18 protein-coding genes are annotated in these 19902 nt (G+C 70.2%); 14 read left to right on the forward strand and 4 right to left on the reverse strand.

The window, feature by feature from the left end; genetic code table 11:
• On the reverse strand, window positions 1-309 hold a 309-nt coding region (locus tag B0I29_RS16940; RefSeq protein WP_181557841.1), incomplete at its 3' end, for an NmrA family NAD(P)-binding protein.
• 217 nt (window positions 310-526) lie between these two features.
• On the opposite strand from B0I29_RS16940, the gene B0I29_RS16945 reads away from it, so the two are divergent.
• From B0I29_RS16945 to B0I29_RS16985, 9 genes are all read left to right on the forward strand, one after another.
• Window positions 527-937, forward strand: a complete 411-nt coding sequence (locus B0I29_RS16945) for a response regulator (RefSeq protein WP_111649970.1) — start codon at window positions 527-529, stop codon at window positions 935-937.
• A gap of 114 nt (window positions 938-1051) precedes the next feature.
• The gene (locus B0I29_RS16950; protein WP_220091332.1) at window positions 1052-1231 is read left to right on the forward strand and encodes a Flp family type IVb pilin; all 180 of its coding nucleotides are present in this window, start codon (window positions 1052-1054) and stop codon (window positions 1229-1231) included.
• 27 nt (window positions 1232-1258) lie between these two features.
• Complete coding sequence (locus B0I29_RS16955; protein WP_111649971.1) at window positions 1259-1720, forward strand: TadE/TadG family type IV pilus assembly protein; 462 nt, start codon at window positions 1259-1261, stop codon at window positions 1718-1720.
• 57 nt (window positions 1721-1777) lie between these two features.
• The gene (locus B0I29_RS16960) at window positions 1778-2611 is read left to right on the forward strand and encodes an RcpC/CpaB family pilus assembly protein (protein WP_111649972.1); all 834 of its coding nucleotides are present in this window, start codon (window positions 1778-1780) and stop codon (window positions 2609-2611) included.
• Complete coding sequence (locus B0I29_RS16965; RefSeq protein WP_111649973.1) at window positions 2608-3780, forward strand: CpaE/TadZ family protein; 1173 nt, start codon at window positions 2608-2610, stop codon at window positions 3778-3780. The genes B0I29_RS16960 and B0I29_RS16965 overlap by 4 nt, the downstream gene beginning before the upstream one ends.
• Entirely contained in the window at window positions 3780-5168 is a 1389-nt protein-coding gene (locus tag B0I29_RS16970) for a TadA family conjugal transfer-associated ATPase (protein ID WP_111649974.1), read from the forward strand. Before B0I29_RS16965 ends, B0I29_RS16970 begins: the two co-directional genes overlap by 1 nt.
• A complete protein-coding gene (locus tag B0I29_RS16975) occupies window positions 5165-6127 on the forward strand; it encodes a type II secretion system F family protein (RefSeq protein WP_111649975.1) in 963 nt (320 codons plus the stop codon). The genes B0I29_RS16970 and B0I29_RS16975 overlap by 4 nt, the downstream gene beginning before the upstream one ends.
• A gap of 3 nt (window positions 6128-6130) precedes the next feature.
• Window positions 6131-7030 carry a type II secretion system F family protein gene (locus B0I29_RS16980; protein ID WP_111649976.1) on the forward strand — a complete coding sequence of 300 codons (900 nt, stop codon included), beginning with the start codon at window positions 6131-6133 and terminating at the stop codon, window positions 7028-7030.
• 47 nt (window positions 7031-7077) lie between these two features.
• Window positions 7078-8715 (forward strand): GAF domain-containing sensor histidine kinase, encoded by a 1638-nt coding sequence (locus B0I29_RS16985; protein ID WP_245972570.1) that lies wholly within the window; start codon window positions 7078-7080, stop codon window positions 8713-8715.
• On the opposite strand, the gene B0I29_RS16990 is transcribed toward B0I29_RS16985, so the two are convergent.
• Both B0I29_RS16990 and B0I29_RS16995 read right to left on the reverse strand, forming a co-directional pair.
• Entirely contained in the window at window positions 8678-9487 is an 810-nt protein-coding gene (locus tag B0I29_RS16990; protein WP_111649977.1) for a siderophore-interacting protein, read from the reverse strand. The genes B0I29_RS16985 and B0I29_RS16990 overlap by 38 nt on opposite strands.
• Window positions 9465-10214 carry a helix-turn-helix transcriptional regulator gene (locus tag B0I29_RS16995; RefSeq protein WP_220091333.1) on the reverse strand — a complete coding sequence of 250 codons (750 nt, stop codon included), beginning with the start codon at window positions 10212-10214 and terminating at the stop codon, window positions 9465-9467. The genes B0I29_RS16990 and B0I29_RS16995 overlap by 23 nt, the downstream gene beginning before the upstream one ends.
• A gap of 159 nt (window positions 10215-10373) precedes the next feature.
• Between B0I29_RS16995 and B0I29_RS17000 the strand changes: the two genes are divergently transcribed.
• The 5 genes from B0I29_RS17000 (at window position 10374) to B0I29_RS17020 (ending at window position 17323) form a co-directional block, all read left to right on the forward strand.
• Window positions 10374-12221 (forward strand): siderophore-interacting protein, encoded by a 1848-nt coding sequence (locus B0I29_RS17000; RefSeq protein ID WP_111649978.1) that lies wholly within the window; start codon window positions 10374-10376, stop codon window positions 12219-12221.
• 195 nt (window positions 12222-12416) lie between these two features.
• Entirely contained in the window at window positions 12417-13361 is a 945-nt protein-coding gene (locus B0I29_RS17005; RefSeq protein ID WP_245972571.1) for a DUF559 domain-containing protein, read from the forward strand.
• Between the two features lie 106 nt (window positions 13362-13467).
• Entirely contained in the window at window positions 13468-13830 is a 363-nt protein-coding gene (locus tag B0I29_RS17010) for a hypothetical protein (RefSeq protein ID WP_146616805.1), read from the forward strand.
• Between the two features lie 83 nt (window positions 13831-13913).
• A complete protein-coding gene (locus B0I29_RS17015) occupies window positions 13914-15584 on the forward strand; it encodes an ABC transporter ATP-binding protein (protein ID WP_111649980.1) in 1671 nt (556 codons plus the stop codon).
• The gene (locus tag B0I29_RS17020; RefSeq protein ID WP_111649981.1) at window positions 15581-17323 is read left to right on the forward strand and encodes an ABC transporter ATP-binding protein; all 1743 of its coding nucleotides are present in this window, start codon (window positions 15581-15583) and stop codon (window positions 17321-17323) included. Before B0I29_RS17015 ends, B0I29_RS17020 begins: the two co-directional genes overlap by 4 nt.
• A gap of 34 nt (window positions 17324-17357) precedes the next feature.
• On the opposite strand, the gene B0I29_RS17025 is transcribed toward B0I29_RS17020, so the two are convergent.
• Window positions 17358-19814, reverse strand: coding sequence for a LuxR C-terminal-related transcriptional regulator (locus B0I29_RS17025; protein WP_111649982.1), 2457 nt, complete (start codon window positions 19812-19814; stop codon window positions 17358-17360).
• Window positions 19815-19902 lie beyond the last annotated feature (88 nt).

Genomic DNA, 19902 nt, shown 5'->3' on the forward strand with positions numbered 1-19902 from the left:
CGCCGCGTTGACCAGGTTGGTGGCCTCCTGGAGCTCCTTCTCCGCGGACATGTGCGCCCAGAAGTCCGTCACCAGGTAAGCGCCGTAGGCCCCGGTGAACGCCGCCGTCAGGCTCTGCTCGTCGTAGTTGTCGGCCTGCACCACCTCGGCGCCGAGCTTGACCAGCTCCTGGGCCTTGGCCGAGGTGACATCCCTGGTCAGCGCGCGGACCGCGTAGCCGCCGTCGGGGTCGTCCAGGATCGCGCGGACCAGACCACCACCCTGAGAACCGGTAGCTCCGACGACCGCGATGATCTTCTGCTCGCTCATGTCACTCACCTTCGGAGAAACTTAAAATCTGAAGAACTGCTTCGTGATCGGTGGAACCTGGAGCAGGCATCGATAATTCCCGATTGATTGAGACGCCGGTCACAGAGCCCGGGCCAGTCTTCGGCGATCGGCGTTTTCGCATTCCGGGCGGTTGAGGGTTGCCGTGTCGATAAGTTGTCCGTGAGACCGGTTCACGCAGGTCCCAGGAGGAACGACGATGTGGCAGCCGACAGAACGAACAGGTCCGGTCGTCCTGCTTGTCGAGGACGACGAGGACCTGCGCGAGGTGACCTCCCAGATGCTGGAGTTGCGCGGCTTCTCGGTCATCGCCGCGCAGGACCCGGTCAGCGCGTTGATGAAGTGCCGGGTGCACGATGGCCCGATCGACGTGCTGCTCACCGATCTAGGGCTGCCGGGAGTCTCCGGCGGCGAGCTGTCCCGCTCGGCCGCGGCCGTACGACCACAGATGAAAGTGGTGTACGTGTCGGGGCTCCCGGAGGCAACAGCGGTGAAGAAAGGCCTGATCAAGGCCGGTTCACCGTTCATCACGAAGCCTTACACCGCGGACATCCTGGCAGGGATGCTGCGCAGTGTGCTGGCGCAGGGAACGGCAACGCCGAGTCGATAGCCAATCCGCAACCCGGTGCAACCTCTTGGCTCTCAAACCCAAGGCTCCGGGACCCGATAAGTCTGGCACAAGGCCGCCGAGCCGGACGGCCTGCCAGAACTTAGGGGATTGACTGTGGAGTTCATCAGCATGCTCGTCTCGTACATCCGCGCCGCTCACAAGTCGGACGAGGGTGCGACCGCGGTGGAGTACTCGCTGCTCGCGGCGCTCATCGCCGGCGGCCTGATCCTCGCGGTGACGAACCTCCGCAAGGACATCGAGGCGCTGATCACGACGCTGATGGCCGCCATCTGACGTACTGAGGAAAGGCACCGGCGAACGATGAGGTTCGCGCACGCTCGCATCACGCCCCGCCTCGGGCCGGCTTCTTCGAAGTGGCCGGCCCGGGGGGACGATGGCGTCGCGGCCATCGAGTTCGCGATCATTCTCCCGGTGTTGTTGCTGATCCTCTTCTCGATCATCGACATGGGCCGGATGCTGCAACAACAAATTCAAATGACCGAGGCGGCCCGCGAAGGTGCCCGCCTCGGAGCGCTGTCGGGTACCAGCACCGACGTGAAGAACAAGGTGCAGAGCATCGTGGGCGCCGGCATCACCCTGAATTACGGGGCCACGCCGACCCTCTGCACCTCCGCCTCCGTCGCGGGCTCGGACGCTGTCGTGACCATCACCCGGCCGTTCCAGCCCGTCACTCCGCTCACCAGCATGATCAAGCGGCTGAGCAACCACACCATCCCTCCCGTCACGCTCAAGGCCACTGGTGTCATGGCCTGTGTCGGCTGATCACCGGGTAATCCTGATCGGCCTCGACGGGTGACCTTCACCTGAGAAGGTGGAGATATGCGACGGCGCATCCTCATCCTGCTCGCCGCGCTCCTGCTGGCCGGAATCAGCGGAACGGCAGTCCTCTCGTACGCACGCTCGGCCGACCGCCGTGCGCTCAGTGGCAACCAGGGCCTGTGGGTCCTGGTGGCCAAGCAGCGCATCCCGGCGGACACGCTGGGTTCGGCCATCCGGGAACAAGGACTCACCGAGCGCATCCTGGTCCCGGCGAAGACCGTGCCTGATGGCGCTCTGACCGTCTGGGACCCCGACCTCGACAAGCTGCGGCTGACCGCACCGCTGGAGCGCAGCCAGTTGCTGATGCGACCGTTGTTCCAGACGCAGGTCAAGGTGTCGCCCACGCCCTCGCGCCGGATCAAGGTGCCCAAGGGACGGCTCGCCGTGAGCGTCGCGCTCAACGTCGCGCCGCAGGTCGGCGGGGACGTCGAACCCGGTGACAAGGTCGCGGTCTACGCCTCCTGCATGTTCGACATCATCGGCGGCGAACTCGACGGCAAACAGGACAGGCGGACCCGTCTGCTGCTTCCGGACGCCAAGGTGATCACCATCGGTGAGGCTCCGGCCCCGACCACACCCGCTCCGACCACACCGACGCCGACGGCGACCACGTCGGTGACCGCGTCGCCGTCACCGTCGGCCAGCGGCAAGTACGACACCGCGCCCAGCACCACGTCACTCCAGCGATACGTCGCGACCCTCTCCGTCGACGCGACCGACGCGCAGCGACTGATCCACGCGACCCAGCAGTGCTGGCTCTACCTGGCACTTCTGGGCCCGAAGGCGACACCCACCGTCGGGGAGTGGGTCAACTCGCAGGAACTGTTCGAATGAGCCTTTACGTCTACGTCGAGCCCGACGAAAACCGCCGCGAGATCATCGGACCTCAGTTCCGGGAGGTCGGCTGCACCGTGCTGACCAGCATGGCCGAGCTCGAGGTGCACCTGCCGCGCTATCCCGAGACGATCCTGGTGATCCTCGGTGCCGAGGTCGACCTCGGTGAGGCGCTGATGTTCACCGCGTACCAGCGCCTTCAGCGTCCGCTCATCGGGGTGGTGCTGATCCGGCACATTCTGGAACCGGACATCGTGCTGCAGTGCCTGCGTTCCGGCGTACGCGAGATCGTCGAGGAGAAGGACCAGCAGGGTCTCCGGGACGCGACGATCCGGTCGATCGACCTGTCGAAAGCGCTGAGCACCACGATGCGCAGCGCCACCGACGCGGCCCCGTACGCCCGGGTGATCACTGTCTTCGCCGGCAAGGGTGGTTGTGGCCGCAGTGTCGTCGCGGTCAACCTCGCTGTGGCGCTGGCGGGTGGCGGGCGACGCGTACTGATCATGGATCTTGATCTTCAGTTCGGTGACGTCGCGATCATGATGAAGCTGTCGCCGGACCGGAGCATCGCGGACGGCCTGTCGATGGCCGGCCGCCTCGACGAGCAGGGCATGCGCTCGATCATCACGTCGGCGCGCCCGGGCCTGGACGCTCTGCTCGCACCGGCCAGCCCGGCGGAGGGTGAGGGCGTGCGGCGCGAGTTCGTGGTGGAGCTGCTCGACGTGGCCCGTCCGCTGTACGACTTCATCGTTGTCGACACCCCGGCCGTGGTGACCGACCAGGTCCTCGCCGCGCTCGACATGTCCGACTGGTACATCCCGATCGTCACGCCCGAACTGCCCACCCTGAAGTCGGTACGGCTCACCGGCGAGATGTTCGACCTGCTCAACTATCCGAAGGACCGCCGGCTGCTGGTCTTCAACCGGGCCAACACCCTGGTCGGTCTGACTCCCGCCGACGTCGAGGAAGCGGTCGGCATGGGCTTCGCCGTGCAGGTGCCGTCCAGTCGCGACGTTCCGGTCTCGGTCAACCAGGGCGAGCCGCTCACCGCGACCGACCCGATGCACCCGGTCAGCCGGGCCATCCGGGAACTCGCCGACCGGTGCGCCGGCGTCGAGACGGCGCCGCAGCGCCAGCGGCGCTTCTTCAACTGGAAGAAGGTGAGTTGATGAGCCTCTCCGCCCGTCTCGCCGCCGCACAGGGCAAGGAACCCGAGGAACGGGGCGGTGCCGGCCAGTCCGGCGCCGACCGCTACCGCGCCGCCGGCGCCCGGCCACCCACCGACCAGGTCAACGAGGTGCGGCTGCGCCTGCAGCGCAAGCTCGCCGACGAGCTCGGACCCACTCTGTACGGCAACGCGCCCGGCGGTGGCGGCGACGACCTGGACGCCCGCGTCCGGGAGGCGCTGAACGACCTGCTGGCCCGCGAGGAGACACCGCTGTCCGGCAACGACCGGGCCCGGATCATCCGGGAGGTCGTCGACGAGGTGCTCGGGCACGGGCCGATCGAGTCGCTGCTGCGCGACCAGTCGGTCACCGAGGTCATGGTGAACGGCCCACATCTGATCTTCGTGGAACGGTTCGGCCGGCTCGAAAAGGCGCCGACCGAGTTCGACGACGAGTCCCACCTGCGCCGGATCATCGACCGGATCTGTTCCCGGGTCGGCCGGCGCGTCGACGAGTCGAGCCCGATGGTCGACGCCCGCCTGCCGGACGGCAGCCGGGTCAACGCCATCGTGCCGCCGATCGCCCTGGACGGGTCGTCGCTGACGATCCGCAAGTTCTCCTCGGTGCCGCTGACCGTCGGCGACCTGATGTCGTACGGAACGCTGACCCGGCAGGCCGCCGAGTTCCTGGACGCCGCCGTGCGCGGCCGCCGCAACATCCTGGTGAGCGGCGGCACCGGCTCCGGCAAGACGACGATCCTCAACATCCTCTCCGGATTCGTGCCGTCCGACGAGCGCATCGTCACCGTCGAGGACGCCGCCGAGCTGCAACTCGACCAGGAGCACGTGGTCCGGCTGGAGTCACGCCCGGCGAACTCCGAGGGCCGCGGCACGATCACCACCCGTGACCTGGTCCGCAACGCGCTGCGGATGCGCCCCGACCGGATCGTGGTCGGCGAGGTCCGTGACGGCGCCGCGCTGGACATGCTGCAGGCCATGAACACCGGCCACGACGGGTCACTGACCACCCTGCACGCGAACACACCGCGTGACGCCCTCTCCCGCCTGGAGACCATGGTCCTGATGGCCGGCATGGAGCTGCCGAGCCGCGCCATCCGTGACCAGATCGCCTCCGCGGTCGACATGATCCTGCAGGTCAGCCGCTTCAAGGACGGCACCCGCAAGATCACCCACATCACCGAGGTGGTGGGCATGGAAGGCGAGATCGTCACCCTTCAGGACATCTTTCTGTACGACCCGAACGCCGGCGCCGAGACACCCGGCAGCACCGGAGGCCTGCGTCCGACCGGGGTGCGCCCGCACTTCACCGACACCCTCGCCATGTACGGCGTGACCCTGCCGGCCACCATGTTCGCGGGCCGCCGGAGGTGAACCCGATCCTCGTCGCGATCATCTGCGCCGTGACGGCGGCGTTCGTCACGGCGTACCTGCTCATTGATCTTTTCTTCGGCCGCACGCCGATGCAGCGGCGTCTCGCCGCGCTGAAGCTCTTCACCGTGCATCGCGAGCAGGTGAAGATCCCGCTGATGCGCCGGATCCTCACCACGGCCGGCCGGTACCCGCTGCGTTATCCGGCGCTGATCCGGCTCGCCGACCGCGACGTGAGCCTGCTGGACCGGATCGGCGGCGTGCTGAAACCGACCGAGTGGCTGGTCATCCGGTTCGCCACCGGTGTGGTCCTCGGGCTGGTCCTGGTCGTCGCGAGCCGGTTTTTCACGGCCCTGCTGGTCGGGCTGCTGCTCGGGTTCTTCGGCGCCAACGGCGGCCTGCTGATCTACATCAAGAAGCGCGAGCGGACGTTCGCCGACGAGCTGCCGGGCGCGCTGGGCCTCATGATCAGTTCGCTGCGGTCCGGTTTCACCCTGCACCAGTCCGTCGAGGCCTCGGTACGCGACGACGAGGGCCCGGTCGCCGTGGAGCTGCGCCGGGCACTGGCCGAGACCCGGATCAGCGGCAACTTCGAGGACGCGCTGGAACGCGTCGGCGAACGGATGAACAGCTCGGAGATGGTCTGGCTGGTCATGGCTCTGCGTCTGCAGAGGGAGGTCGGCGGCAGCCTGGTCGACGTCATGCAGACCACCGCGGACACGATGCGGGAGCGCGCCTACCTGCACCGCCACGTGCGGGCCCTCTCCGGTGAGGGGCGGGTCTCGGCGTACGTGCTGACCGCGATGCCGATCGTCTCGGCCGGCGCCATCTACCTGACCGAGCCGGATTACCTGAAACCGCTGGTCACCGAGACGGCCGGGTTGGCCATGCTGGGCGTCGCGGTGGCCGGCGTGGTGCTCGGCGCTCTCTGGCTGCGTGTGGTCGTCAAGGTCGAGGTCTGATCCATGACCGCCCTCATCGTCGCGCTGGCCTGCCTGTTCCTCGCCGTCGGGCTGTCCGCCACGGCGGTGCTGATCCCGCCGCCGCGCCGCGAACGGGTCCTGAAGACGCTGGCCAAGTACACCCGCGGCGACGCACCCGACAAGGACGAGCAGGACGACAGCACCGAGTCGGCGGTGAGCCGCCTTCTCTACCGGATCGGCACGATGCTCGGCCCGCCCGGCGACCGGGAACGCCTGGTCCGGGGCCTGGATCGAGCCGGCAACCCGCCGGGCTGGCCGCTGACCAAGGTGATCCGGATGCGGCCGCTCTCCGCCGCCGGTCTCGCCATGTTCTGCTCGGCGCTCGGCGACACCTGGAAAGGCGACCCCGGCTCGGTGATCGGCGCGATCGGCGGGTTCGTCGGCGGGTGCCTGCTGCCGCAGCTGCTGGTCAACAACGCCGGGACGAAACGGCAGGAGCTGGTGCAGCGCAGCCTGCCGGACGTGATGGACGCGCTGGTCATCGGCGTCGAGGCGGGCCTCGGCCTGGACTCGGCGATGGACCAGGTGGCACGGACCATGCGCGGGCCGATGGCCGACGAGATGCACCGGGTGCTCCAGGAGATGCGGCTCGGCGTCTCGCGTACGGAGGCGCTGCGCTCGCTGTCCGGGCGTACCACGGTCCGGGACCTGAAACGGCTGGTCACGGCGCTGGTGCAGGCCGGTGACCTGGGCATCTCGGTCGCGCCGATCCTCCGTGAGCACGCTCAGGACCAGCGGGTACGCCGCCGGCAGCGGGCCGAGGAGCAGGCGCAGAAGATCCCGGTGAAGCTGCTCTTCCCGGTGCTGTTCTGCATGTTCCCGGCGATCTTCGTGATCATCATCGGGCCGGCCGTGCTGGAGCTGTCCGGCGCCTTCGGCTGATTTTTTCGTTTTCTCAAGTGGCGGTCTGCCCCGCCGATACTGCCCCCGTGCCGACCTCGCTGATCGACCTCGAACAGGCCCGTGTCGCTGCTCTGCACGAGTACGGGCTGCTCGACAATCCCGCCGATGACGAGCTCTCCGCGGTCATCAGGATCGCCGCGACCATCGCCGACGTGCCGACCGCGGCGCTCAACCTGATCGACGAGTCCCGGCAGTGCCAGATCACCACGATCGGCTTCGACGGCTGCGACACCTCGCGCGACGACTCGATGTGCGCGGTCGCGTTCCGCGACGGCAAGATCATGCACGTGCCGGACGCGAGCCGTCATCCGATCTTCGCGACCAACCCGTGGGTCGACGGCCGGCTCGCCGACGTGCGCTTCTACGCCTCCGCGCCCCTGATCACCCCCAATGGGTACGCGCTCGGCACGGTCTGCGTCTTCGACAGCGTCCCGAAGGTCCTCGGTGAGCGGCAGCTGCAGCGCCTCGAAGACCTGGCCCAGGTGATCGTCGGTCTCTTCGAGCGGCGTCGCCAGGCCCTGCTCAACGGCAAGCTGGCCACCGAGGCCGAGCGCAGCCGCAAGTTCATCGAAAGCCTGCTCGAATCGGTCGACGTCGGCATCGCCGCCGCCGACGCGCAGGGCCGGATGACGCTGCTCAACCGGGCGGCCCGGCACTGGGGCGGCGCCGCCGCCGACCCGGACGCGGCGCCCTGGATCGTGGCCGAGCGCTGCGAGGTGCTGGAGATCGACGGTGTCACCCCGCTGGCCGAGGACCGGCGCCCGCTGCGCCGCGCCCTCGACGAGGACGTCGTCACCGACGCCGAGATGGTCCTGCGTACGGTCGACGGCGAGCTGATCAACCTGGTCGCGAACGGCCGCAGCATCGTCAGCGACGCCGGTGAGCGGATCGGCGCGGTGATCGCGATGACCGACGTGACTGCCGACCGGACGTACCGTCACCAGCTCGAAGCGGCACAGACCGAGCTGCAGCGATCCAACGACGAGCTGGAGGGCTTCGCCGCCGCGGTCAGCCACGACCTGGTACGCCCGCTCGCCAGCGCCAGCGGATATCTGGAGCTGCTGGGCCAGCTGTACGGCGACCGGCTGGACGAGCGGGCCGCCAAGTGGCTGACCGGCGCGTCCACCTCGATGGGCCGGATGCAGCAACTGGTGCAGGCCCTGCTCTTCTACGCCCGGGCCGGCAACGCGCCCTGCTCGTTCGGCGCGGTGAGCCTCGCCGACGTGGCCGGCGGCGTCTCCGACGACCTGCGCACCCTGATCGACGCCCAGAGCGCCGAGGTGGTGATCGCCGACGACCTCTGCCTGGACGCCGACCCGACCCTGCTGCGCCAGCTGCTGCAGAACCTGGTCGACAACGCGATCAAGTACCGGCACCCGGACCGGCTGCCCCGGGTGGAGATCGCCGGGACGGCCACCCCCGATGGCTGGGAGATCACCGTGTCGGACAACGGCATGGGCATCCCGCCGGCCGACCGGTTGCGGGTCTTCGACATGTTCGCCCAGGTGGACCCGACCGCGCGCAAGGGGCACGGTATCGGGCTCTCCACCTGTCTGCGGATCGTCGAGCGCCACCACGGCACCATCACGGTGGACGGCTCACCTCTCGGCGGCACGACCATCCGGGTCACATTGCGGCGTGACCGTGCCGCCAGTACCCGATGAAGTCGATGTTCTGCTTCGGCACCTGCCGCTCACCGACCAGGTAGCGGCGGGCGCCGGTGGCCAGCGCCGATTCACCGACGAGGTACGCGTAGACGTCCCCGGCCGGCAGCTCGGTCTTCCTGAGCGTTTCCAGGGCGAGCTCGCCCGGCACCCCGTCGGCGCCGTCCCGGGACACCCAGACGATCTCGACGCCGGCCGGCGCCCGGAAGTCCTGCTTGTCCTCCAGCGACGGCAGCTCCACGATCGCGATGCCCTTGGCGTCGGCCGGCAGCGACTCGCAGACCCCGGCCACGGCCGGCAGGCCGGTCTCGTCGGCGACCAGCAGCGTCCACTCGTGGTCGGCGCGCGGGTTGTAACCGCAGCCCTGGTCGAGCAGGCCGACCTGCTCCCCCGGCTTCGCGGTGAGGGCGAACGAGCTGGCCGGGCCGCTGTGGCCGTCGGCGTCCACGTGCACCACGAAGTCGACGTCGAGCGCACCCGGACGGTGTCCGCGGACCGTGTAGCACCGGACGTAGGGGCGCTTCTGCTTGGCGGTCGCGAGGTATTGGGCGTACCAAAGGCCTGATGTTCTGGTCGGGAGTTTCAGGGTGTCCTGGCCGGGGCGGGCCAGGAAGAGCCGGAACCACTGGTCGTAACCGAGAGGCGTGAAGCGGTCGAGTCCGTCGCCGCCGAGGGTCACCCGGACCACGTTCGGCGAGATTCGTTCGGTGCCGGTGACCTCCAGCATGAGCACATGCGGGTCGACCGGCTTACGAATCTTGTAGTTGGACATCGAACGGACCTCCGGGGCAGTGTCGGGCGAGATAGGCGCCCGGCGTCTCACCGAAGTGCCGCCGGAACGCCAGGATGTAACCGTTGGCGCTGGTGAATCCGACCCGGGCGGCGACCGCGCCGACCAGGTTCCCTTTCGCGAGCAGGTCCAGCGACAGGTTCAGCCGCAGCCGGGTCCGCCACTCGGTGAAGGCCAGCCCGGTCTCCGAGCGGAAGGCGCGCCGCAGGCTGGTGGAGCTGGTGAAGAAGACCGACGCCCACTCGGCCGCCGTCCGGGGGTCGGCGGGCTGGACGGTGAGCTCCCGGGCGACCGCCCGTGGGATCCGGCTCTGCGGCTCGGGCAGCGGCAGCCGGCTGCCGCGCAGCGCCGCCAGCGTCGCGAACAGCTCGGGACAGCCCAGCCCCTCGTCACCGGATCGGGCCCGGGCGAGCAGCCGGCGCCGGGCGAGCGGTGTCATCTCCACCGCGGTCGCCGCGCGGTACGGCAGGCGGTTCTCCCCGGCGTCGAACTCCTCCGCGATGACCAGGGCGTCCGGGCCGAAGCGGGCGCTGTGCTCCACGCCGGCCGGCATCCAGAGGCCGGACGCGCCCTCGATCACGTGCTCGGCGCCCTCGGCGGTCACCACGATCCGGCCCAGTGGCACGTAGAGGAACTGATGCTCCTCGTGGGTGTGTGGGTCGTGGCCCCACTCGGCGAGATCCGCGTCCAGCAGAGCTGTGTCCGTCACGGCATTCCTCCCCGTCTCGGGCGTTCGCCTTCCGCTGTGGATCTGGCGACTTCCGCCGTGGATCCGGCGAGCGGTAAGGGTAACCTAAGTGTGCTGCGGAGATGACGAAGCGGCTTCTCGTTTGGATCGAGAGGGCCCGGTCACCCGTACCCTCGCCTGGTGTCCAGCCGCAACATGCGCACCACCGTGACGTTTCCGATCGTGCTGCGGGAGTTGACAGTGCTGCGGGTCGCCGACATCAACGACGGCACCCGCAGGGTCACCATCGGGGGCCCGCAGCTCGGAGCATTTCACCGGGACGGGCTGGACCTGCCGGCGCTGCGAAGTGAAGGGTTCGACGACCACGTCAAGCTCTTCTTCGCGGCGCCGGGCGCCGACGAGCCGGTGCTGCCCAGGCAGGCCATCGCCAGCCTGGACTGGCCGGCCGACGCCCGTCCCATCGCGAAGGACTACACGCCGCACCGGGTCACCGCGTCCGAGGTCGACCTCGACTTCGTCCGGCACGGCACCGGGCCGGCCGCGAGCTGGGCGGAGAGCGCCGCGGCCGGCGACACCATCTGGATGGCCGGGCCGAAGATGTCGCAGAGCCACCCGGCCGGCGCCGACTGGATCGTCGCTGCCGGGGACGAGACCGCTCTGCCCGCCTTGCGGCGGTGGCTGCGCGAGATGCCGGCGGGTTCGCGGGCGCGGGTTTTCGTCGAGGTGACCGATATGGATCGGTGGCAGGAGCTGCCGACGGCGGCGGATGCCGAGGTCACGTGGGTCAACGGGAGCGTGATGACGCTGGCTGAGGCTGTGATGTCCATGCCGTGGCCCGATGGGAAGGTTTTCGCCTGGGTGGCAGGGGAGGCCGGGGCGATCCGGCCGTTGCGGCGATATCTGCGGGTGGAGCGCGGGTTGCCGGCGGAGCAGGTGGAGATCACGGGATACTGGAAGCGGACCGGTGCGTCCTCTTTCTCCGCGGCCGTTTCCCCCGAAGCTGTTTCCCCTGCCGAGGCTTCCTCCGATGGGGCTGCCTTCGTTGGGGCTGCCGGACTTGTTGGTGAGGACGACGCTCATGAGCGGCTTCATGAGCTTGCGGAGATCACGCCGGGGCTGGCGATCCGGGTGGCGGTGACGCTCGGGATCGTCGACCTGGTCGACCGGGGCACTAACACCCTCGCCGCGCTGGCCGGCGCCACCGGGGTGGAGGCGGGCTCTCTCGAACTGCTGATGAACTATCTGACCGGCCTCGATGTGTTCACGGTGAGCGACGGCGGCGGATATGGGCTCAGTGAGGTCGGCGAAGAGTTGCTCGACGACGGGGACGAGTACCACCTCGAAGGTCCGGCGTCCGTCCTGGAGTTCGCGCTGCTCGGCCTCGCCGGGCGGGCGGTCGCCGGGCAGTCGCTGGGCTCGCTGTTCGAACGCGAGCCCGGCCTCGGCGGACCCGCCCGGGTCGCCGTCGAGGACGCCGCCATCTGGATGGTGCCGAAACTGATCACCGCGTACGACTGGTCGTCGGCGACCGCGATCGTGGCGGCCGGACATGCGGCGGGTTCGGCGCTGAACGCTCTCGGCCGCGAGTTTCCCCATCTCGCGCTGACCGCGGCCGCGCTGCCGTCGGCACTGGCCGTGTTGCGCTCGCAGGTGCTCGACGCGGACATCGCCGAGCGGGCCGAACTGGTCGCCACGTCGGGCGCGATACCGGTCCGGGCCGGGGCCACTCATCTGCTGGTGCGGTTGCTGGACTGGCTCAGCGATGAGGACGCCGGGCATCTGCTGACCGAATTTGCCCAGGGTCTGCCGCCGGGGGCCGACGTGGTTGTGGTCGAGGAATATCGGCCCGCTGCCGACGATGACGAGCTTGAGGATATCGAGCAGGATCTGTTGATGCGGGCGGCGTTCGGTAGTGGCCGGCGCAGCGTTGCCCGGCTCGGCGAATTGCTTGACGCCTCGGGGCTGCGCGTTCTGAGCAGCGTCGACATAGGCTGGTCGCATCGGGTGTGGCACGCGACGCCGGCCTGAGCCGTCGATCGGGTCCCGCAATGCCTTTGCGTGCGGCGCGGCCGGAAACCCGGAGAATGACGGGATGGGCCGAGTGCTTTTGTGGCGTGGTCTCGGCGTACTTCTGACCCTGCTTTTGATCTTGCTGCTTTTGCTCTTTCTGCTTGCGTCTTGCTTATTGCGGTGAGTTACACGGCCTCATGTTGTCCCCAGGTCGTGCTCGTCCCTTATTTCTGGGGGGCGTTGTCCACAGGGGTGGCGGCGATCTCCGGCGATTTCGGCGACGCTGTCGCGATGGCCGCCCCACCCACGTCAGTCCCGTTCCGCGGCTCCGCCGTGATCTCCGCAGGCCTCATCACCCGAGCCCGGCTGCGTGGCGATGACTGGCGGCGCCTGTTGCCGGACGTGTACGTCCATCGTGACGTGCCGATCGATCATCGGATCTGGTGCATCGCGGCGGGCCTGCTGCTGCCGACCGGCGCGGCTATCGGGGGCCTCAGCGCGGCCTACCTCTGGGGCGCCGACCTGATCCGGCCCGATGCGCTCGTCTCCGTGGTGACACCCCGCGACCGGCGGATCAGGGGTCACAGCCGGATGGTTCCGCACTACACGCTCCTCGGCGAAGCCGACGTGACAACTCTCGGTCCGCCGGTCACCACGCCGGAGCGAACGGCGTTCGACCTGGCCCGCCGCCTCCGGCGTACCGAGGCTCTCGTCGCGGTCGATGCTCTGGCCGGCACGGGCCGCCTGGACCTGCCGGCGGTATCCCAGCTGGTCCGCGAACGCCGTCATTGGCCGAGAACGGCACAGGCCAAGGAGGTGATCCGCCTCGCCGACTCCCGCGCCGGTTCCCCGATGGAGACGCGGCTGCGACTGCTCATCCACGACGCCGGTCTGCCCGCGCCGGAGCCTCAATACGAGGTACGCGACGAGCACGGTCACCTGATCGGCCGGGTGGACCTGGGCTGGCCGGCGAAAAGGGTGGCCGCCGAATACGAGGGCGACCACCACCGCAACCGTGACCAGTTCCGCCACGACCTGGCCCGCGCCAACGAGTTGCGGATGGCCGGATGGATCGTGCTCCGCTTCACGGCGAACGACGTCCTCCGCAACCCGCAAAAGACAGCCGCCATGATCGCCGTCGAGCTGGCCCGCCATTGATCACGACCCCAGCCGCCCCGGCCGCGGGCGGTGCGCAGCCGGCGGGGCCCAGTCGCGGGGGCCCAGTCGCGGGGCCCAGTCGCGGGGCCCAGTCGCGGGCGGGCTGTTGACCGGCCGAGCTGTCGCCCACGGCTGTTGGCTGCACGTGGCGGCGACCGTGGTGTTCAACCCGTTGCCGGCTGTCATCCAGGGCTGCCAGCCGTACGCCACGGCGACCCTGACGTTAAGCCAGCGTGAGTCGGCTGCACACCAGGGCTGCCAGCTGCACGTCACGGCGACCGCGGTGTACAGCCCGGCGCCAGCTGTCGCCCAGGGCTGCCAGCTGCACGCCACGGCGACCCTGACGTTAAGCCAGCGGGAACGGGCTGCACACCAGAGCTGCCAGCTGCACGTCACGGCGACCGTAGCGTTCAGCTGGTTGCCGGAGGCGGCTGTCGGCCAGAGGGCTCGTGACCAGTGCGACCTGTAGGCCAGCGACGACGACGCAACAACCGGGGGGACGAGAGGCTGTGGGCGGAGGACAAGATGCCTGTTGGTTAGGGTGGCCTAACCATGAAACGAAGTCTGCTTCTTCGCGCGATCAAGCGCCACCGTGGCCGTCTGGCCGGCGGGGTGGCGTTGCTCTGTCTGCATCAGGCGACCGAGGCGCTGGTGCCGGTGGTGATCGGGCTGGTCATCGACCGGGCCGTGGCCACTTCGGACACCGGGGCGCTCGTTGTCACGCTGGCCGGGCTGGCGGTGTTGTTCACCGTGCTGGCGATGGCCTGGCGGTTCGGGTCGCGGCTGAGTTATGGGGCGGCTGAGCGGGAGGCGCACCTGCTCCGGGTGGAGATCGCCGAGCGGGCGCTGGACCCGCGGGGGCGCAGGACCGGGCTGCGGGACGGTGAGCTGCTCAGTGTGGCGGCCGGGGACACCGAGCACGCGGTGGACGCGATCCGGGCGGTCGGGCTGTCCGCGGCGGCCTGCACGGCGTTGCTCGTGTCCGCCGTCGCGCTTGTCGTCGTCGATCCGCCTCTCGGGATCGGGGTGCTGGTAGTCGTACCCCTGGCGCTTCTTGCGTTGCAGTGGCTCGCGCCGCTGCTGACCCGCCGCAGTGACGCCCAGCAGGCGGCTCTTGCGGAGACGACCGCGACAGCGGTCGATCTGGTGACCGGCCTGCGGGTGCTGCGCGGAATCGGTGCGCAGCACCATGCCGCCGAACGGTATGCGGCCGCCAGCAAGCACACGCTGGTGCAGACGCTGCGGACGGCGAACACGAAAGGCCTGCACCTGGGCCTGACCACCGCGGTGAACGGCCTGCTGCTCGCGGCGATCACCGGTGTCGCCGGCTGGCTGGCGCTACGTGGCGACATCACGATCGGTGAGCTGGTCGCGGTGGTGGGTCTGGCGCAGTTCATCGCCGAGCCGGTGCAGACGCTCGGCTGGTGCGTGCAGCTGTTCGCGACCGCGCGCGCTTCCGCCGGGCGGGTGTCGAAGGTTCTCGACGCGCCGCCGGCCATCACGCCGGGTGAAGGACGCGTTCCGGCGCCGGCTTCCGACCGGCTCCTTCTCCAGAACATTTCGTACGGTGGACTCGAGCGGTTCGGCCTGCGCGTGAAAGCCGGTGAGGTGCTCGGGGTGCTCGCCTACGACCCGCGGGACGCCGAGTCGCTGCTCGCCCTGCTCGCCGGCAACGTGGCGCGCGACGACTACCAGGGAACGGTACGCATCGACGGCGTGCCCGCGGAGACCCTGGACATCGCCGAGGCCCGAAGCGTGGTGCTGGTGGAGCACCACCACGTCACGCTGTTCGAAGGATCGCTGCGGGAGAACCTGGGAGACCGCCCCGACGAGGAGCTGCTGGCGGCGGTCCATGCGGCCGCGGCGGAGGACGTATTGACGGCAGGGCTCGACCACGAGCTCGTCGAACGCGGCGCCAACCTCTCCGGCGGCCAGCGGCAGCGGGTCGCGCTCGCGCGGGCGTTCGCCGCCGATCCCCCGGTGCTGGTCCTGCACGACCCGACGACCGCCGTGGACGCGGTCACCGAGGCGCTGATCGCGGACCGGCTGGCCGAGGCGCGTGGCCGGTCGCCGCGGGGCACCATCGTGATCACCAGCAGTCCGGCGCTGCTGCGGGCCGCGCACCGGGTCACCGTGCTGGACGGCGGCACGGTGGTCGCCGAGGGAACCCATGACGAGCTTGTGGCGGCGCAGCCGCGTTACCGGGAGATGGTGCTCCGATGAGCCGGCCGCTTCTGCCCACCGCCACCGCGCGCGAGACGTGGGCGGTGACCCGGGCCGAGTTCGCCCGGCTGCCCGGTCTGAGCACGGCCGCGGCGGTCCTGCTGGTCGGTGCGTCGGCGACCGGTCTGGTCGCGCCGTGGGTGCTGGGCCGCCTCGTCGACGACGTGATCGCCGGCGCCGGAACCGAACAGTTGCTATACCGGGTCGCGGTGATCGCGGCGGCCGCTGTCGTCGGTGGCCTGCTGACCGCCGCCGGGGCGGCGGTCTTCGCCCGGCTCGGTGAGACCGTGCTGGCCCGTCTGCGCGAGCGGGTCGTCGACCGGGCGCTGCACCTGCCGTCGGCCACGCTGGAGCGGGTCGGTACCGGGGACCTGGTCGCGCGTACCGGTGACGACGTCGCTGTGGTCGCGACCGCGATCACCGGTGGTGGGCCGCTCTTCGTCGGCGCGTTGCTGTCCATCGTGCTCACCGCGGCCGGGCTCTTCGCCCTCGACTGGCGGCTCGGCCTCGCCGGCCTCGCCGCCGCGCCCGGGTACGCCCTCGCGCTCCGCTGGTACCTCCCGCTCTCCGTTCCCTTCTACGTCAAGGAGCGGGTCGCGTCGTCCGAACGAGCGCAGGCCATGGCGGGGGCACTTCAAGGAGCAGCGACGGTACGCGCGTACCGGCGGGAGCGGGAACAGACGGATCTCATCGAACAGCGGTCGCAGGTCACCCGTGATCTGGCGCTGGACGTCTTCACGATCTACACGCGGTTCAGCTCCCGGATCAACCGGGCCGAGCTGATCGGGCTGTCGGCCGTGCTGATCGCCGGATTCCTGCTGGTCAGGGAGGACATGGCGACGGTCGGGGCGGCTACCGCGGCGGCGCTGTACTTCCACCGGCTGTTCAACCCGATCGGTCTGCTGCTGATGGAAGCCGACACCGTGCTGCAGGCCGGCGCGAGCCTGGCCCGGCTGGTCGGTGTCTCATCGCTGCCGCTGCCGCCGGAGGCCGCGCCGCACCAACCGGGCCAGAAACGGCTCGAGGTCACCGTCGCCGAACACCGGTACGAGGGCGGGCCGGTGGTTCTCGCCGACGTCACGCTCACCCTCGAACCCGGCGAGCGGGTCGCCCTGGTCGGTGCCAGTGGCGCCGGCAAGACCACGCTGGCCGCCATCGCCGCCGGGATCATTCCGCCTTCTGACGGGGCGGTACGCCTTGGTGGCGTACCCCTGACCGACCTCGGGGAGTCCGCGACCCGGCGGCGCATCGCCCTGGTCAGCCAGGAGGTTCATGTCTTCGCCGGGCCGCTCGCCGACGATCTGCGCCTGGCCCGGCCGGACGCGAGCGACGACGAGCTGACCGCCGCGCTGGAGCGGACCGGCTCGGGTGCCTGGCTGCGCGCCCTGCCGGACGGCCTCGCCACCCACGTCGGTGAGGGCGGGCACCAGCTGACCGCCGGCCAGGCCCAGCAGCTCGCCCTGGCCCGGCTGATCCTGGCCGGCCCGGACGTGGCGGTGCTGGACGAGGCGACCGCCGAGGCGGGCAGCTCCGGCGCCCGCGATCTGGAACGCGCCGCTGTCGCCGCGACCGAGGGCCGGACCACGCTGATCGTGGCGCACCGGCTCACCCAGGCTGCCGCGGCGGACCGGATCCTGGTCATGGACGAGGGCCGGGTCGTCGAGGAGGGCAGCCACGAGCAGCTGCTGGCCGGCGGCGGCCGGTACGCCCAGCTCTGGAAGGCCTGGCAGACGAACTGAAATCCCGCACGATCGTGGCAGGATCGCGCGGGAGTCACAGCAGATTCAGGTTGTTTGCCCTGGTCACCGCCTCGCGGCGGCGGGCCGCGCCCAGCTTGCGGTAAATCGATCTGAGGTGCGCCTTGATCGTGTTGACCGAGACCGCCAGCTCGACGGCGATCTCGCTGGCGGTGAGCACCGAGGGCAGGAATTGGAGAACCTCGATCTCGCGTTCGGTCAGCGGCTCGGCCAGGATCGAGTCCGGTTCCGGTTTCCGCAGATGTCCCGCGCCGAGAACCCGGAACGGCCGGATGATGCCCTCCTGGTCGGCAAGCGCGACAGCCCGTGCCGCGGCCGCCGTGCCACGGACGGCCTCGCCTCGGGCCGAGTCGTTCCTGGCCTCCGCCGCCAGCGCGATCGCGATTCCGGCGGTGACCGCTGCGAACGGATCGTTTCCGGTCAGAACCTGGTGAAGGTCGTCCGTTCCGTGACCGAGCGCCAGATGAGCCCGGCCGAGGAGGACCTGTTCGGCCGGGGACGGGCCGGCGACCTCGCCCAGCCGCTCCACGACGCGCGCGGGTTCACCGTTCGCCAGGTCGATCTCGCACTGCACCGCGTTCAGCCACCGGGAGAGCAGTGGAGCCCGCAGCGACGGCCCGGCGTCCTCGCGGGCTTGCCGCAGCGCCGCCGCGACCGCCGCGACATCGCCGAGCGCCAGCGCGAGATGCGCCCGGACCAGCACGGACACGACGGCGAGGGTGGCCTCCGGCGGATCGGCCACCGAGCGCTGCGCGTTGCGGAGCAGGACCTGCGCCTCGACATGCCGGTCCCGTTCCACCTCGACGAGAGCGAGGGCCAGGTACGCGGCGGTGACCTGGATGCTTCCGGTGACATCGAGCGCCTCGGCCTGCGCGTAGGCCTCACACGCACGACGCTCGGCCTCCCGCAGCGACCCGCGGAAGTACGCGATCAGCGCCAGGTGGCTCTCCGCGGTGATCGCGGTGATCGGCATGCCGAGATCCCGGGCTTCGGCGAGACCGGCGCTCAGGTGCTGGCGCGCGTCCTCGAGCTGGAGGGTCCAGAGCAGAGCGACGCCTTTGTTGATCTTCGCGACGGCGCGCACGTGCGGCGCGATCGGCAGCGTCCGCGGCTCGGCGCGCAACTGATCCAGGATCCGGCCGGCCGCCGCGACCATGGCGGGCATGTCGCCCGTCACGCGCAGGACGGTGCACACCTCGATCAGGTCCACCACGATGCCGACGGCCTGACGTTCGACCGGCGGGCGGCCCGCAAGCAGGCTCCGCGCCCGGTCGATCAAGGCCGGAACAGCGCGGATGTCGCCGGCGAACACCGCGAGCATCACCGCGCAGACGACGAACTCGGCAGTGGTGGGCAACAGCTCCGGAGGGATCCGCCGGAGCATCATGGCGAACGTGTCACGCTGGGGAGACAGGCTGAGCTGTGGTCCCAGGACGACGACGAGACGGCTCAGATAATCCCAGTCCCCTCCGTCAGCGGCGTGCCGCATCGCCTCGGGGATCATCCGGGCGCCGGCATACCATCGGGCAGCCCGGCGATGCAGTCCGGCCACCTCGTCGGGTGCCTCCCGGTCCAGCATCCGGCGCAGTTCGGCGCGCAGCTGGCCGTGATACCGAGACCCGGTCACCAGGCCGGTACGCCCTTCCAGCAGGGTCAGCACCCGCCGGCTTCCGGTGCCGCCGGCGAGGACGTCGGCGAGTTCCGGCGGCACCTCGTCCACGATGCTGGTTCGCATCAGGAACCGGCGTACCGCCGCGCTCTGCCCGCCGATCACCTCCCGGGTCAGGTAGTCGCCGATCTCCTCCCCCGGGTCGCTGCCGTGCGTGAGGGCAGCGAGGCGCAATCCCACCGGCCAGCCCTCGGCCGGGCCGGTGACCACGCCGGTGGCCGCGGTCACCGCGCCGGGCCGCAGCAGGGTGACCAGCGCGGCCGACTCCCGGTCGTCGAACCGCAGGTCGGCGGCGCTGAGCGGGAACAGCCCGCCGGCCGACCGCGGCACGTGCAGCGGCAGGTCCGGCTCGGTCCGGCTGAGCAGCACGAACCGCAGGCCGGCGGGCTGCCGCCGGATCAGCGCGGCGAGCACCCGCATCGCCGGCGAGCCGTCGATGGCCTGCATGTCGTCGAGGACCAGCGGCACCGGCTGGCCGAATCCGCCGCAGAGCCGGCGCAGCCCGTTCTCGTCGGAGACGTGACCGAACCGGCCGGGCACCGAGGCCGGCGGGAACGCGGCCTGCAGCGCGGCCGCGACCCCGGAGCAGAACCCGGGCACCGTGGAGTGCCACCGGCGAAGCGTCAGCCACGCCACCGGCTGCGGCCGCCGGGCCGCCCAGGCCGCGGCGAGCGTGGTCTTCCCCCAGCCCGGACCGGCCCGGATCAGGGTCACCGCGCGCTGCACGCCGTCGTCGAGCAGCCCGTGCAGTCTCGGGCGGATCAGGTGTGGTTCGGCTATGGCAGGTTGGTCCGACGTACTCATGGCTCACCCCGTGATCGACTCGGGGCGCGACCGCGAAAACCGGCTCTCGGTGGGGAGGGGCCCGGCCGTCACGCCAATGGCGCAGTGC

Origin of the sequence: Actinoplanes lutulentus (assembly GCF_003259845.1) — a bacterium.
Classification (GTDB): Bacteria; Actinomycetota; Actinomycetes; order Mycobacteriales; family Micromonosporaceae; genus Actinoplanes; species Actinoplanes lutulentus.

Coding starts and splice junctions, on each gene's coding strand:
- B0I29_RS16945 (WP_111649970.1), top strand. CDS start 527: ATGTGGCAGCCGACAGAACGAACAGGTCCGGTCGTCCTGCTTGTCGAG.
- B0I29_RS16955 (WP_111649971.1), top strand. CDS start 1,259: ATGAGGTTCGCGCACGCTCGCATCACGCCCCGCCTCGGGCCGGCTTCT.
- B0I29_RS16960 (WP_111649972.1), top strand. CDS start 1,778: ATGCGACGGCGCATCCTCATCCTGCTCGCCGCGCTCCTGCTGGCCGGA.
- B0I29_RS16965 (WP_111649973.1), top strand. CDS start 2,608: ATGAGCCTTTACGTCTACGTCGAGCCCGACGAAAACCGCCGCGAGATC.
- B0I29_RS16970 (WP_111649974.1), top strand. CDS start 3,780: ATGAGCCTCTCCGCCCGTCTCGCCGCCGCACAGGGCAAGGAACCCGAG.
- B0I29_RS16980 (WP_111649976.1), top strand. CDS start 6,131: ATGACCGCCCTCATCGTCGCGCTGGCCTGCCTGTTCCTCGCCGTCGGG.
- B0I29_RS16990 (WP_111649977.1), bottom strand. CDS start 9,487: ATGTCCAACTACAAGATTCGTAAGCCGGTCGACCCGCATGTGCTCATG.
- B0I29_RS17015 (WP_111649980.1), top strand. CDS start 13,914: ATGAAACGAAGTCTGCTTCTTCGCGCGATCAAGCGCCACCGTGGCCGT.
- B0I29_RS17020 (WP_111649981.1), top strand. CDS start 15,581: ATGAGCCGGCCGCTTCTGCCCACCGCCACCGCGCGCGAGACGTGGGCG.
- B0I29_RS17025 (WP_111649982.1), bottom strand. CDS start 19,814: ATGAGTACGTCGGACCAACCTGCCATAGCCGAACCACACCTGATCCGC.